This is a genomic window from Acidicapsa ligni (assembly GCF_025685655.1).
GTDB classification, from domain to species: Bacteria; Acidobacteriota; Terriglobia; order Terriglobales; family Acidobacteriaceae; genus Acidicapsa; species Acidicapsa ligni.
Genome location: NZ_JAGSYG010000009.1, coordinates 85,771 through 98,312, shown reverse-complemented (window position 1 = coordinate 98,312; position 12,542 = coordinate 85,771). Strand labels below are relative to the sequence as shown.

Below are 12,542 nucleotides of genomic sequence, written 5' to 3'. Positions count from 1 at the left end.
CTGCTGTATGCTGGCCTGCAATGAATCTCTTCCGGAAAATTGATTAAGGACTCTCGTGGATTCTCAAACGCGTCACGCGCTTAAACAAGACAAATTCGTACAAGCTACTCAGAGTAGCGTTAGCTGGGTCGAGACGAATCGCTCCAGTGTCATCCGCCTGTCGGTTATCGGTGTTCTGATCCTGGCGGTGTTGATTGCCGGAGCCGTTTTCTACAATCAGCGCTCTCGTGCGGCTGAGGGTGCGCTTGGTTCGGCCCTGGATGTGTACAGTGCTCCGCTGGCTCAGCCTGGGGCGCCTACCGAGAAGGATGTGTATGCGACGGCTGCTGAGCGGTCGAAGGCTGCGAATCAGCAGTTTGTGCAGGTCGCGAGTCAGTATGGATGGCTTCCAGAGGGCGGTCGGGCGCATTATTTTGCGGGGCTGACCTACCAGGAGCTTGGACAGACTGCTTCTGCTGAGAGCGAGCTGAAGATTGCCGCCGACTCGTGGAACAGCGATCTCTCGACGCTGGCTAAGTTTGCCCTGGCTGGGTTCTATCACCAGACGGGCCGCGATGCGCAGGCTATTGATCTTTACAACGCAGTTGCGGCCAAGCCGTCGGCGACTGTTCCGGCATACACGGCTCAGCTTGCGCTGGCCGATCTGTATGCATCGACGGGCAAGGTGGATCAGGCCAAGCAGCTTTGGGCCAAGATCAAGGATGCCGACAAGACTGGTTCTGCTGGAGCGATTGCGGCAGGGAAGCTCAGCGCCAAGAAATAAGGGCGGCACGGGGCCGGTAACATTGGTTTGAAAATGGCTCGCGCTTGCGGGCCATTTTTATTTTCCCGTAATGGCACAGTCACAATCTGAGCGAAGCACGAAGCGATTGCGTCCGGTAGGCTATGAGCACCTGTTCTGCAACACTCGCAGGTTGGATGGAGAGTCCGGCTACGTCCGTACGCGAACAACACGAGGCTGAGCACGAGGCACAGCAAGAGAGCGCGTCGAGGTCAGAGGCTGCGATTGCAGCGCTGGTGGATGAGTATGCGTCGACTCTGTATCGCGTTGCTTATTCGGTGCTGCGCAATGGTGCGGATGCGGAGGATGCGGTGCAGGAGACGTATCTTCGCGTGCTGCGGCATCGTGATTCGTTGAGCGAGATTCGCGATGCGCGGGTGTGGCTGGTGCGCATCGTATGGAATGTGGTTTTGGATCGCAAGCGGCGTTCGAAGACGCGGCCAGAGACGGATGATATTTCGGATCTGGCGCGTGTGCTGCCTGCCAGCGGTCTTACGGCGGAGGAGCGTGTCGCTTCTGCGCAGCACCATGCGCATGTTCTGCGCGCGGTTGAGCAGTTACCGGAGAAGGAGCAGAGGGTGCTGATCCTCTCCGCATTTGAGGAGCTTTCGAGCGTGGAGATCGCACAGGTTCTGGGTACTACGGAATCCACGGTTCGCTCGCGGCTTTTTCGCGCCCGCAATCTTTTGTCTACTTTGTTGAGCCACTCCAGGAGTGCGCGATGAATCAGGAATCCCCACAATCCGATACACGGCTGACGGAGGCGGAGCATACGCTGCGCCTGCTGGCCAATCTTCCTCCTCCGGAGGGTCTTACCGATCGAATCCATCACCGGCTGCGGTTTGCGCCGGAGCCACGCGGGATGCGGTTTTTAAACTGGCGTTTTCTGGGTCAACCGGCGATGGGTTTGCAGTTTGCCGGTGCTGCGCTGGTTCTGGTTGCGCTGGCTGGCGGTAGCTGGAGTTTGTATCACCGGGCGGGGCATGTGCAGGCGGTGGTGCCGCAGACTGGCAATTCAGTGAGTGCGCCTGTGAATGCCCCGGCGAGTCCTGTTGAGTCAAGTGGCTTTCGCAATGCGGGTGCGGTTCGGGTGCCGCCGACGCTGACGCCGCTGCATGTGCCGCCGGTTCCTAAGAAGAAGCCGAGCGCTGGTCATGCGGTTGCCAGGCATGTTGCTCCGCCTCAAGCGGATGCGGCTGAAGAGCCGGCGACGCAGCCCTGATTCAGGGCAATATTTCTTCTACGGCTCCCCTGTGGGTTTAGACTTCTTCGGTCTCTTGGATCAGGAAGCGGAAGAGCATCTGAAGTAGAGCGAGTACGGCTGCGCCCCAGAAGGCTGCTCCGAAGCTGCGGATGTGGAAGCCGGGGACGAAGTTGGAGGCCAGCTCCAGCACGAAGGCGTTTACTACCAGCAGGAAGATGCCGAGTGTGATGATGGTGAGCGGCAGTGTGACGAGCTTGAGCAGCAGGCCGACGGTTGCGTTCAGCAGTCCGAAGACGAGTGCGGCGATGAGCGCGGTTCCCAGCGTGTCCACATGAAAGCCCGTGACTACGCGCGAAACGATGAGCAATGCCACTGCGCTTAGAATCCAATTTGCAAGCAATCGAATCATTCAGTCTATCCCCGTTTGTCTTCCTGTTTGTTTTCAGGCGTCTCGGTTTAGATACCGTGCAACTATCTGTAGGATGATACATCTACAGCCTACATGGATTGCTGGCGCGGCAGGGATGGAACTATTGCTGCGTAGTCTGCATCAGACTGTGCAGGAATCGTAGTCCTGGGAACAAATGTAGAGCGATGCGCTTGCCGGTATGATGTCGAGAGCCAGCGATGGCCGTCCAATACTGCTAATGGGCTGGATTCACATTCGACTGGGCGATGCCTGGTCCACTCCTGGTAGAGAGGTTGCCAACTTGCTTGAACTGGATATTCGCAAGCTGACACAAAGGCTGACACAGAGACTGACACATGGGACTGCGGTTGGGCTGGTGCTGGGGTTGATTCTGGTGCTGCCGATGGCGGTGGAGGCTACGGCGCAACATCCTTCAAAACAAGTTAGAAAGCCAGTGCAGGCACCGGCTGTTGAAGAGAGCGAAGTGGCTGCGGATGCGCCGATTCCGGATATTCGACAGCTTATGCAGGAGGTAATGGATCATCAGAAGCAGCTTGAAAAGGTTCGCGAGAATTACACATACCATTCGCAATCGACGACGCAGGAACTCGACTCCAACGGGCAGGTGAAGAAGACGGAGACGGAGGAGGGTGAGATTTTTTTTGTGAACACGCACCGCATCGATCGCGCACTCAAGAAGGATGGGAAGCCGTTAAGCGATCACGATCAGCAGAAGGAGACGGAGCGCGTGACGAAGCTGGTGGAGAAGGCGCAGAATACGCCTCCGGGGCAGCCGGTTGAGGGGCCGAATACGGCGATCAGTGTGAGCAAACTGCTGGATATCATGCAGGTTTCTAATCCGCGGCGGGAGAGTTTTCGGGGGCGAAGTACGATTCGATTCGATTTTGCGGGGCGGCATGACGCAAAGACGCACGGCTTTGCCGAGGATGCTTCAAAGAAGATTGCCGGGACGATGTGGGTGGATGAGAAAGATCGCCAGGTAGCGCGTGTTGAAGCGCACTTTACGGATAACTTTCACATTGGCGGCGGACTGCTGGCGAATGTGCAGAAGGGATCGAGTATTTACTTTGACCAGGCTCCGATCAACGGCGAGATATGGCTGCCGACGGATGCGGAGGGTCGTATTGAGGCTCGTGTGCTGCTGGTGAAGGGAATGCGCGAGCACTTTGTTGAACACGACTCGGATTATCGGCGGTTCCATGTGGATGCGGATGCGGAGAAGTCTTCGACCGTGGTTTCGAATCAGAAGTAGGCTGGCGGAATAAAAAAACCGTGCCATCCAGAGACTTTTGGTTCTCTGGAGGGCACGGTTTTTCTATTCCGGTAGTTCGTTGCTGCGTTACTGGGGGCCGTCTCCGGGCTGCGGCTGTGGGGGAACGTCCTGCGAGCGTCCACGGCGCTGCTCCATCTCGGCTTTACGTTTTGCCTGCCAGTCGGCGAAGAGTTTCTTCTGGTTGTCGTCGAGCAGGGCGGCAATTTTGGTGCTGGTTTCTTCGCGGATGCGTTCCATTTGTTCGATGCGGGCGTGTCGTGGGTCGGCGCCGGGGTTGGCGGATTGCTCGGTCGGGGGCTGATTTCTCAGGGCCTTCATCTGGGCGCTTTGTTGGTCGAGGAGGGCCTTGACTCCGGTTTGCTGATCGGTGGTCAGGGTCAGGATGCGGGTGAGGGCTTTGAGCTGCCGATCGGGGTCGGGCATGCGGTCTCCGTGGCGCGATTCGCCCTGGGCTGCTGCGCCCTGAGACGCTCCAGCATCGGGCGGCGGTGGGCCATCCTGTGCAACTGCGGCGTAGGAACATAACATCAGGCAGGTGGCCGCGAGCGCGGTCTTCCAGAGAAATTTGGTCTTCATGGTCATTGCTCCTTATTCATTCCCTATTCCCTTGGGGATTCCCTTTGGGTGGTTCGAGAACAACGTGCCGGCGTGTGCTCATAGGAAGAGACGTGCGATGGGACTGCAACGTTGACAGCGGACGGAGAACGGACAGATCGAGTGTTTTAAAGTAGGAGCATGTTTGTACGGAAGTTATCGATTCTGCGGGTGGATGCGGGCGGGCTGGAGATGCCTTGCCCGATTCACTGGATCGATAACTTTGCCATGCGCAACTTCACGAACGACGCGATCTTCGATGACACGCTGCCGGTCGCGGATGGGCTGCTGGAGGCTGGGAGGCATGTTCCGCTTGACCGGCTGCAGACGGCGATGGAGGATTGGTTTCGGCGGAAGGGTTATTTGAAGGCGGGGGATCGGTTGAGGGTGGTTGAATTTGGGGCCCAGTATTGAAGACCGGTTCCCTGTAAGAACAGAATGAAAAATGCGCACGCCAGCTTTAGCTGATTGTTCGCATCCCGAAAAATCGGGATCAGTCCCAGAAAAGTACCCAGGACAACGCTGAATCAGGCAAGCTGGCGGTCTGAACTCTGCACATTCACTCCAAGGATGATTGGAGGAATTATATCGTTTACTCGTCGTAGTGGAGCAGGCTGAAGACGTCCTGATCTTTGAAGCGATCGCGTCCGCGGAGGAAGTCCAGTTCGACTGCGAAGGCCAGTCCGGCGATCTCTCCGCCGAGCTGTTTGACGAGCTTGAGCGTGGCTTCCATTGTGCCGCCGGTGGCGAGCAGATCGTCTACGAGCAGGACGCGCTGGCCGGGCTGGATGGCGTCCAGATGAATCTCCAGGGTATCGGAGCCGTACTCCAGGTCATAGGTGACGCGGGCTACGGGTGCGGGTAACTTACGCGGCTTGCGCACGGGGACGAATCCGGCGTTGAGGCGATAGGCGAGCGCGGGTCCGAAGATGAATCCGCGAGCCTCGATGCCGAGGACCAGATCGATCTTCTGTTCGAGGTAGTGGGCGGCCAGGGCGTCAATAAGCTGGGCGAAGCCGGTCCGGTCCTTGAGCAGGGTGGTGATGTCGTAGAAGAGAATGCCCGGTTTGGGGAAATCCGGTACGGTGCGCACGAGCGCTTTGAGCGCATCTACATTGATTGATTCCGCCATGGGTCGCGTTACTCCTGAGTGTGGCAATAGTTCGAAAGATTTGAGATGTGTGAGGTAGAAATTAGGAAAACTTCAGACGATCTCTATCTCTCAATTATAAGTGTTTTGGGGTTTGCGGTCTGGTGTCGCGTTTTACCAGGCACCTTCGATTTTGAAGGCTTTCAAGTCCGCTCCTTCACTCTCTACCAGCGTGTGCTCGATGACCTTATCGACGCGGCTGCCGCGGGGGCCGCGTTTGAGAGAGGCGCGGAGTTCGGTTAGGGCGGCTTCGTCCCCGGTGACTACGACTTCGACTTCGCCGTCCTCGGTGTTGCGGACCCAGCCGCGCAGCTCAAGTTCGCTGGCCTCGCGATGGACGAACCAGCGAAAGCCTACTCCCTGGACTCGTCCCCGGACTATAAAATGAAGCACCATATACCGCAGCTACCTCCGAAGCCAATTCTAAGGGAAAGAGCGGCGGCGCAAGAGTTGTTTGCGGTAAAGGTAGTTGAGTTCCCTGATGCCGGAACTTCATACTTATGTAGAACGCATACGCAGAAGGCGCAGTAGACAAAAATCGCCACCGGGCTTGTATCGTTAATCGCCGCTAATTCCAATCGAGTGTTTCATCGCTCCGGAATTAATTAAGGGGTAATTTTTCATCTGGCTCTTGCATGAAGCAGGAGTTCGAATCCTAAGTTGTTCCGGAATAAAGATTGAACGAAATTAGTGAATGCGATAGACGAAAGCATCTTCCACATACTGGTTGCCAAACCTCTGCCCACCTAAGCGCATTCCGTATGTATCGGAGGTTTGACCAAAAGCTGATCGAAGAGACTGGATGAATGGGTCATTCAGGTCTCGTACGAAAATCGTAGGTGTGCTATAAAGCGGGATGTGGGCATCGCGAATGGCAGCGTTGATTGCGCCGTAACCTCCATCTGAGGCAAGTCGATTGATGCTTTTGGAGGCGATGACAAGCCGCCAATCTTCATATTCAGGCAAAACAACCCATAGTGCTACTTCGGGAACGATCCCAGACTTCTCTATGGCATCGATAACACGTTGCCCGTTATCAATGTCGAAACTTACCAGTGCAGTTTTATCCATGGAAGAATTCCTCCAATTTGATTCTCAATTGCATCCAAGAGTCTCTCTGCTTCGACGGCGTTCCATCGTTTATACCGGCTCTCTTCGGACCATTCTTGCACGGTTGTCCACCAATTTTGGAGTCTTGGATCGGATTCGGTACGAAGCACGGAAAACAATTCCGACAATTTCATCAAATCGGTCAGCCTGTGCGTATGGCTTTCGTGAACCAGCTTCTTGTCGGGGAAGTCGTGTTCTTGCGTTCGCTTTGCTATGCAAGCTTTCAATGCGCATTCAACGGAGTATCCGGCAAGATAGTATGCACCATCTGGAAAGCCCGAATCCAGGAGGGACCGGGCTTCACTGAATCGCAGTTTCGCGAGCTGTTGAAAATCTGTGCGGTTCATAGCTCCTTATGCGCGGCTTAGGTAGGTGCCTTCGCTGGTGTCTACGCGGATTTTTTCGCCTTCGTTGATGAAGGGCGGGACAGCGACGACCAGGCCGGTTTCGAGCTTGGCGGGCTTGGTGACGCTGGAGGCGGTCGCGGACTTGATGCCCGGCTCGGTCTCAACTACGGTCAGCTCGACGGTCATGGGCAGGTCGATGCCTACGGCTACTCCGTCAAAATAGCTGACTTTGATTTGCAGATTGGCGGTCAGGTACTCCACGGCGTCGCCGAGGGTAGAGGACTTCAGCACAGTCTGCTCGTAGTCTTTGGGGTTCATGAAGTAATAGTCGTCGCCGTCGTTGTAGAGAAACTCCATGTCGATTTCGTCCACAATCACGCGCTCGATGGCGTCGGCGGAACGGAAGCGGTGCTCGAACATCGCGTTGGTCTTGATGTTGCGCAGCTTGGCCTGGATGAAGGCGCGGAGATTGCCTGGGGTGCGGTGCTCGACGTGAAAGACAAGGTGCAGCTGATCATTGTGCTTGATGATCATGCCGGGACGCATTTGTGTGGCGGGAATCGCCATAAAAAACTCCTAACAGGTGTTACTGAATTGCTGAATCAGGTGGGTTTGCCCTTATTTATTGTAGCCCAGCGGGGGTGGGATCTGGAGTGTGTTCCGTTCTCTGCGAATCTTGATGAAACGGGGAAACTAAAAATGCCGGGACCTGAGATCCCGGCATTTTAGACGTTCTGATTGTGGCGTTGTTGCGGGAGGCTTAGTGAGCTTCAGAGGCGATGACGACCGATGCGATCACGCCGGTGGCTGCTGCGGCGAGAACGTAGTTGCCATCAACCTGACGCCATTCATAGCCGCGTGGAGGAGCGTTGAGGTGGTAGTGGCGGTAGTCGATCTTTTCGCCACGGTTCCAATCCTCGTGTCGGATTTGGGCGCCCTTCTTCCATTCGTCATGACGAACGTAGTGGTGGTTATCGTGATGATCTTCGGCGATGGCGAAGCTGCCGGTGAGGGTCAATGCGAGGGCGGACAATGCGATAGCTTTACCAAATTTGGTCATAGTTACTCCCGGGAACTTTGATTCGGATTAGGCTGGCGGGGTTGTTTGTTGTTGGGGCGTTGTTGAAAACAGGATGGTTAAAAGGTGGTGAATGGGTTTTTAGGGGTGGGGATTAGAGGCGAGGGCAAAGGAAGAAGCAGATTCCCTTCGTGAATGACAGCCAGAACGGCAACTGCGGCTACAACTGCAACTGCAGCTACAACTACAACTGTAACTGCTGGGACAAGTGCTACTGCTACTGCATATGGCTTGGGCTTGGGTTGCGGTGGAGGCGGTACACTGGAATCAACATGGTCTTTGTTCTGGACAATTACGATTCGTTTACTTACAACCTGGTCCAGTACCTGGGGGAGCTGGGTGCGCAGATTACTGTTCGGCGCAATGATGAGCTGTCGGTCGAGGAGGTTGAGGCGCTTCGTCCTGACAGGATTTTGCTTTCGCCGGGGCCTTGTACGCCGCAGGATGCCGGGATTCTGATTCCGCTGATTCAGCACATGGCTGGGAAGGCTCCGATTCTGGGTGTTTGCCTGGGGCATCAGGCGATTGGCGCGGCTTTTGGCGGGCAGGTGGTTCGCGCGGCAGAGCTGATGCATGGCAAGACGAGCTCCGTTGCGCATGATGGCAAGGGCATTTTTGCGGGATTGCCTACTCCTCTGGTTTGTACCCGTTACCACTCGCTGATTGTTGCGGAAGAAGGGTTGCCCTCGGAGTTGGAAGTGACGGCTCGGTCGGAGGGCAGGGCTGGGGAATCGATCATCATGGGCCTGCGCCATCGTTCGTTGCCGATTGAGGGCGTTCAGTTTCACCCGGAGAGCGTGCTGACTGAGGGTGGCCGCCAGATGATCCGCAACTTCCTGGAGATGTAGGTTGGGATGCGACGCTTGATGCGATTCTCAAAGTGCGGTGGCCGGATCGGTTTTCTTGCTGCCTTGATGGCTTTGGGACGCTTTGGCGTGGCCCAGAATACACCTATCGCGATTGTTCCGACTGAGGGTGTGCAGCTTACGGGTGCGTTGGATGTGGCGCAGGGTAAGGCGATTATCGGGGCCAGTGGAACGGTGACTGCCGGTGAGCATCCGGTGATGATTACGCTGCCGCATCGAGGGAATCTGCGGCTATGCTCCACTACTAAGGTGACTTTGACGGCGGACTCCAGTGTGCCTGCGAGCGCTTCCAATACGCCGGTGAGTCAGCCGATTAGCGCGGCCCATAATGCGACTCCGCCTGCTGCTGAAGAGGAACATGCCGGCCTGATGATGGCGCTTGACCGGGGTGCTCTGGAAGGCAACTTTACTACGGGTAAGAATTCAGACATCGTTCTGACGCCGGATTTTCGGATTGTGATCAGCGGGCCGGGAGTGGCTGCTGTTCGTGTGCGGCTTGGTGCGGGCGGCGATACCTGCGTCGATAACAGTGGGCTGTATGCGCCTTATGTCTCGGTCACGAGTGTTTTCGATGGCGGGGTGTACCGGGTGCAGGCGAACCAGCGGGTGATGTTCCAGCATGGGAGCCTGAACGAGGTTATCGATTCGGAAAAGGAATCGTGCGGGTGCCCACCGGAGCCGATGCCGTCGGCTACGGGGAATGAATTTCCAGTGGCGCAGAGCGCGGGGCTGGCTCCGCTGCCTACGCCTCCGCCGAATGTGGGACCGCCGGGAACGGTGAATGCGCAGGCGACTGCGCAGCTCTCTTATGACAGCAGCAAGCCGGATGCGATCAAGGCGAAGATCGAGCCTGCCGAGTCGGTTGCGGCGCCGCCTGCTCCTGTCGCGCCGAAGGCAAAGCCCAGAACTGGATTCTTCACCAGCATTGGGCACTTCTTCCGCACGATCTTTGGCGGCTGAGGCTGCCGGGAGCAGTTACCGGGGACTAGTTGCCGCGGGCGCGTTCGATGGCGCGGATTACTGCCTGCGCTTTGTTGAGACACTCCTGATATTCGGCTTCGGGAACGGAGTCGGCGACGATGCCTGCGCCTGCCTGGATGTGTCCCTGACCGTCTTGCGCGACCATGGAGCGGATTGTGATGCAGGAGTCGAGATTGCCGGAGAAGTCGGCGTAGAGAATGGCTCCGCCGTAGATGCCGCGGCGGGCTGGCTCCAGCTCTTCGATGATCTCCATAGCGCGGACTTTGGGTGCTCCGGAGAGTGTTCCGGCGGGGAAGCAGGCGCGTAGAGCATCGACGGCGCTTAGTTCGGACTTGAGCTTGCCGTGGATGGTGCTGACCAGATGCATGACGTGGCTGTAGCGCTCGACGAACATGAGGCGGTCGACTTTGACGCTGCCGAATTCGCTTACGCGGCCTACGTCGTTGCGACCCAGATCGACGAGCATTACGTGCTCGGATCGCTCTTTCTCGTCGGCGAGCATGTCCAGTTCGAGGGCGAGGTCTTTGGCTTCGTCTGTGCTGCGTTTGCGGGTGCCGGCGATGGGGCGGTATTCGACATTGCCCTGTTGTACGCGGACGAGCATCTCGGGCGACGAGCCAGCTACTTCAATTCGGCCTGAACCGGGGGACTTTTTCTTCTTGGCCGGGACGCCATCCGGCGTTACGCGCAGGAAGTAGAGATAGGGCGACGGGTTCACGATGCGCAGGGCGCGGTAGACGGCGAACGGGTCAACTTCGGGCTCCACGTCAAGGCGCTGCGAGAGCACGGTCTGGAATACGTCCCCGGCGGAGACGTATTCACGGATTTTTTCGACGGCGGCGAGATAGTCCTTTTTGCGGGTGCGATGGGCGATCTTGAGCTTGCCCTTTTTGGTGACTTTGGGCAGATCCGGCAATGGCCGGGCGAGCCGTTTTTCGAGCTTTGCAAGCCGTTTGGTTGCGTCGGCGTAGGCTGCGGCCGGGGATTGCAGGGTGACGTCGGCGGTTACGACCAGGTGAATCTCTTTGCGAACGTGGTCGAAGGCCAGAACTTCGTCGAAGAAGAGCAGACAGGCGTCGGGAACGTGGAGTTCGTCGGGCGCTGTGGAGGGCAGGTGTTCAATCTGGCGAACGACGTCATAGCTGAGGAAGCCGACTGCCCCGGCGGTGAAGGGAGGCATACCGGGGACGCGGGCAGGCTTGTGTCCGCTGAGTGCTTCGCGGAGGACTGCGAATACATCGCCCTGGATCTCGACGGTCTTCTTGCCTTCCGCGATGGTGATGGTGCGTCCGCGGGAGACGATGCGTTTGTAGGGGTTGAGCCCGATGAAGGTGTAGCGGCCGACCTTTTCGCCGTTCTCGACGCTCTCCAGCAGGAAGCACTCGGGACTTTCCCAGGCAGCTCGCAGGAAGGCCGAGACTGGTGTTTCCAGGTCTGCGGTGAGGATGCGGAAGACTGGGACGAGAGTATGCGTTTTGGCTAGTGCCAAAAATTCCTTACGGCTGGGCTGAATCTGGTCTGATTGCGTCATGACAAGTCCAAGTCTAAATGCGAAGGGGTGTTGAGGGGCGTCCTGTTACGGCTAAGAAGAAGGATCAATAACTTTCAGGCCGCTTGCCGATTCTGGCGCGATGGGGCTTCCCGGTGTAGAGCTGGAGGGTATAAAGCTGGAGGATCGGGGAGATTTGTTACTCTGGGCCATGTCGCGATTCATGTTTCCATCCGTCGCCTGCTACTTTGCCTCCACTGTTGTACTTTTCGTAGTCTCAGCGTCCGTTGCCGGTGCGCAGAGTGCTCCTGCGCCTCTGACGGCCGGGCAGGCCATTGAGCAGATTGTTCAAGCGACGGGGGCTACGCGCCCGGCGAATACTGTGGACACAATCAAGGAAGGCGATCCTGCGACGGTGGTTACGGGGATTGCCACGACCTTTACGCCGAGCATGGATGTGTTGCGCCGGGCGGTGGCTGCCGGGGACAACCTGATTGTGACCCATGAGCCGACGTTTTATAACCATCTCGATGAGCGGACGCTTTTTGTCGACGATCCTGTTTACAAGGAGAAGCTGGCTTATATCAACGAGCATCACCTGGTGATCTGGCGTTTTCACGATACCTGGCACATGCGTCAGCCGGATGGGATTGCCGAGGGCTTTGTGGATCAGGCGGGATGGAAGAAGTATGAAAATCCCGGTCCTGCGTCTGAGGAGGGATTTTTCTTTACGCTGCCTCCGACGACTTTGCAGGCACTGGCGGCAGACCTCCAGAAACGGTTTCATGCACGGTCGGTTCGCATTATCGGCGACCCGAATCTGAAGATCACCAAGGTGGCGTATCGGGCCGGGGCGAGTGGCGAGGCCAAGCAGGTGAAGGCGCTGGAGCGGGATGATGTCGAGGTGCTGGTGGCGGGTGAGGCTTCGGAGTGGGAGACGGTTGAATATACACGCGATGCGCAGCTTCAGGGGCGGAAGAAGGCGCTGATTCTGTTAGGGCATCTGACTTCGGAGGAGTCGGGCATGGACTATTGCGCTAAGTGGCTGAAGCCGATTTTTCCCGGATTACCGATCCAGTATCTGCCCGCGGGCGAGCCTTATTGGACACCGCAAAGACTGCCTGTGCAGAGTAAGCACTAGAATTCACGGAAATCAGGGCGCGGAACTTACGAACTTTTGCAGATACTAAAGCTGTCGGGAAAAGGTTGTGCTCCTTGGTTCCTTACACTTCGTGGGGA

Annotated in this window: 17 protein-coding genes; 8 read left to right on the top strand and 9 right to left on the bottom strand. The window is 57.1% G+C overall.

The genetic code is table 11. The features are described from left to right. Nucleotides 1–55 precede the first annotated feature (55 nt). The 3 genes from OHL19_RS22015 (at nucleotide 56) to OHL19_RS22005 (ending at nucleotide 2,003) form a co-directional block, all read left to right on the top strand. Complete coding sequence (locus OHL19_RS22015; protein WP_263360001.1) at nucleotides 56–763, top strand: YfgM family protein; 708 nt, start codon at nucleotides 56–58, stop codon at nucleotides 761–763. A 122-nt stretch (nucleotides 764–885) separates the two neighbouring features. Further along, the gene (locus OHL19_RS22010; protein ID WP_263360000.1) at nucleotides 886–1,506 is read left to right on the top strand and encodes an RNA polymerase sigma factor; all 621 of its coding nucleotides are present in this window, start codon (nucleotides 886–888) and stop codon (nucleotides 1,504–1,506) included. Further along, nucleotides 1,503–2,003: a hypothetical protein gene (locus OHL19_RS22005; protein WP_263359999.1), complete on the top strand. Its 501-nt coding sequence runs from the start codon at nucleotides 1,503–1,505 to the stop codon at nucleotides 2,001–2,003. Before OHL19_RS22010 ends, OHL19_RS22005 begins: the two co-directional genes overlap by 4 nt. 37 nt (nucleotides 2,004–2,040) lie before the next feature. On the opposite strand, the gene OHL19_RS22000 is transcribed toward OHL19_RS22005, so the two are convergent. Then, a complete protein-coding gene (locus tag OHL19_RS22000) occupies nucleotides 2,041–2,394 on the bottom strand; it encodes a phage holin family protein (protein WP_263359998.1) in 354 nt (117 codons plus the stop codon). A 199-nt stretch (nucleotides 2,395–2,593) separates the two neighbouring features. On the opposite strand from OHL19_RS22000, the gene OHL19_RS21995 reads away from it, so the two are divergent. Then, nucleotides 2,594–3,667, top strand: a complete 1,074-nt coding sequence (locus OHL19_RS21995) for a hypothetical protein (protein WP_263359997.1) — start codon at nucleotides 2,594–2,596, stop codon at nucleotides 3,665–3,667. Between the two features lie 87 nt (nucleotides 3,668–3,754). Here OHL19_RS21995 and OHL19_RS21990 read toward each other — a convergent pair whose 3' ends face one another. Next, the gene (locus OHL19_RS21990) at nucleotides 3,755–4,264 is read right to left on the bottom strand and encodes a hypothetical protein (RefSeq protein WP_263359996.1); all 510 of its coding nucleotides are present in this window, start codon (nucleotides 4,262–4,264) and stop codon (nucleotides 3,755–3,757) included. A gap of 159 nt (nucleotides 4,265–4,423) precedes the next feature. Here OHL19_RS21990 and OHL19_RS21985 point away from each other — a divergent pair, with 159 nt between their 5' ends. Then, on the top strand, nucleotides 4,424–4,696 hold the full coding sequence (locus OHL19_RS21985; RefSeq protein WP_263359995.1) for a hypothetical protein: 273 nt from the start codon (nucleotides 4,424–4,426) through the stop codon (nucleotides 4,694–4,696). A 178-nt stretch (nucleotides 4,697–4,874) separates the two neighbouring features. Here OHL19_RS21985 and OHL19_RS21980 read toward each other — a convergent pair whose 3' ends face one another. From OHL19_RS21980 to OHL19_RS21955, 6 genes are all read right to left on the bottom strand, one after another. Then, on the bottom strand, nucleotides 4,875–5,414 hold the full coding sequence (locus tag OHL19_RS21980) for an adenine phosphoribosyltransferase (protein WP_263359994.1): 540 nt from the start codon (nucleotides 5,412–5,414) through the stop codon (nucleotides 4,875–4,877). Nucleotides 5,415–5,546: 132 nt separating this feature from the next. Then, a complete protein-coding gene (locus tag OHL19_RS21975; RefSeq protein WP_263359993.1) occupies nucleotides 5,547–5,828 on the bottom strand; it encodes an acylphosphatase in 282 nt (93 codons plus the stop codon). A 291-nt stretch (nucleotides 5,829–6,119) separates the two neighbouring features. Continuing rightward, the gene (locus OHL19_RS21970; protein WP_263359992.1) at nucleotides 6,120–6,503 is read right to left on the bottom strand and encodes a hypothetical protein; all 384 of its coding nucleotides are present in this window, start codon (nucleotides 6,501–6,503) and stop codon (nucleotides 6,120–6,122) included. Next, nucleotides 6,482–6,889, bottom strand: coding sequence for a HEPN domain-containing protein (locus OHL19_RS21965; protein ID WP_263359991.1), 408 nt, complete (start codon nucleotides 6,887–6,889; stop codon nucleotides 6,482–6,484). Before OHL19_RS21965 ends, OHL19_RS21970 begins: the two co-directional genes overlap by 22 nt. Before the next feature lie 6 nt (nucleotides 6,890–6,895). After that, nucleotides 6,896–7,456 (bottom strand): elongation factor P, encoded by a 561-nt coding sequence (gene efp, locus OHL19_RS21960; RefSeq protein WP_263359990.1) that lies wholly within the window; start codon nucleotides 7,454–7,456, stop codon nucleotides 6,896–6,898. A gap of 193 nt (nucleotides 7,457–7,649) precedes the next feature. After that, nucleotides 7,650–7,949 (bottom strand): RcnB family protein, encoded by a 300-nt coding sequence (locus OHL19_RS21955; protein ID WP_263359989.1) that lies wholly within the window; start codon nucleotides 7,947–7,949, stop codon nucleotides 7,650–7,652. Nucleotides 7,950–8,239: 290 nt separating this feature from the next. On the opposite strand from OHL19_RS21955, the gene OHL19_RS21950 reads away from it, so the two are divergent. Both OHL19_RS21950 and OHL19_RS21945 read left to right on the top strand, forming a co-directional pair. Then, entirely contained in the window at nucleotides 8,240–8,815 is a 576-nt protein-coding gene (locus OHL19_RS21950; protein ID WP_263359988.1) for an anthranilate synthase component II, read from the top strand. Nucleotides 8,816–8,833: 18 nt separating this feature from the next. Beyond that, nucleotides 8,834–9,793, top strand: a complete 960-nt coding sequence (locus tag OHL19_RS21945; protein WP_263359987.1) for a hypothetical protein — start codon at nucleotides 8,834–8,836, stop codon at nucleotides 9,791–9,793. A 25-nt stretch (nucleotides 9,794–9,818) separates the two neighbouring features. On the opposite strand, the gene trpE is transcribed toward OHL19_RS21945, so the two are convergent. Beyond that, entirely contained in the window at nucleotides 9,819–11,345 is a 1,527-nt protein-coding gene (trpE, locus tag OHL19_RS21940; RefSeq protein ID WP_263359986.1) for an anthranilate synthase component I, read from the bottom strand. 100 nt (nucleotides 11,346–11,445) lie between these two features. Here trpE and OHL19_RS21935 point away from each other — a divergent pair, with 100 nt between their 5' ends. Then, nucleotides 11,446–12,444: a Nif3-like dinuclear metal center hexameric protein gene (locus tag OHL19_RS21935; RefSeq protein WP_263359985.1), complete on the top strand. Its 999-nt coding sequence runs from the start codon at nucleotides 11,446–11,448 to the stop codon at nucleotides 12,442–12,444. Nucleotides 12,445–12,542: the final 98 nt, after the last annotated feature.

Bases quoted from the DNA above. Each gene is read 5' to 3' on its own strand.
- OHL19_RS22010 (WP_263360000.1), top strand. From the start codon at position 886: ATGAGCACCTGTTCTGCAACACTCGCAGGTTGGATGGAGAGTCCGGCT.
- OHL19_RS22005 (WP_263359999.1), top strand. From the start codon at position 1,503: ATGAATCAGGAATCCCCACAATCCGATACACGGCTGACGGAGGCGGAG.
- OHL19_RS22000 (WP_263359998.1), bottom strand. From the start codon at position 2,394: ATGATTCGATTGCTTGCAAATTGGATTCTAAGCGCAGTGGCATTGCTC.
- OHL19_RS21995 (WP_263359997.1), top strand. From the start codon at position 2,594: ATGATGTCGAGAGCCAGCGATGGCCGTCCAATACTGCTAATGGGCTGG.
- OHL19_RS21990 (WP_263359996.1), bottom strand. From the start codon at position 4,264: ATGAAGACCAAATTTCTCTGGAAGACCGCGCTCGCGGCCACCTGCCTG.
- OHL19_RS21985 (WP_263359995.1), top strand. From the start codon at position 4,424: ATGTTTGTACGGAAGTTATCGATTCTGCGGGTGGATGCGGGCGGGCTG.
- OHL19_RS21980 (WP_263359994.1), bottom strand. From the start codon at position 5,414: ATGGCGGAATCAATCAATGTAGATGCGCTCAAAGCGCTCGTGCGCACC.
- OHL19_RS21975 (WP_263359993.1), bottom strand. From the start codon at position 5,828: ATGGTGCTTCATTTTATAGTCCGGGGACGAGTCCAGGGAGTAGGCTTT.
- OHL19_RS21970 (WP_263359992.1), bottom strand. From the start codon at position 6,503: ATGGATAAAACTGCACTGGTAAGTTTCGACATTGATAACGGGCAACGT.
- OHL19_RS21965 (WP_263359991.1), bottom strand. From the start codon at position 6,889: ATGAACCGCACAGATTTTCAACAGCTCGCGAAACTGCGATTCAGTGAA.
- efp (WP_263359990.1), bottom strand. From the start codon at position 7,456: ATGGCGATTCCCGCCACACAAATGCGTCCCGGCATGATCATCAAGCAC.
- OHL19_RS21955 (WP_263359989.1), bottom strand. From the start codon at position 7,949: ATGACCAAATTTGGTAAAGCTATCGCATTGTCCGCCCTCGCATTGACC.
- OHL19_RS21950 (WP_263359988.1), top strand. From the start codon at position 8,240: ATGGTCTTTGTTCTGGACAATTACGATTCGTTTACTTACAACCTGGTC.
- OHL19_RS21945 (WP_263359987.1), top strand. From the start codon at position 8,834: ATGCGATTCTCAAAGTGCGGTGGCCGGATCGGTTTTCTTGCTGCCTTG.
- trpE (WP_263359986.1), bottom strand. From the start codon at position 11,345: ATGACGCAATCAGACCAGATTCAGCCCAGCCGTAAGGAATTTTTGGCA.
- OHL19_RS21935 (WP_263359985.1), top strand. From the start codon at position 11,446: ATGGGGCTTCCCGGTGTAGAGCTGGAGGGTATAAAGCTGGAGGATCGG.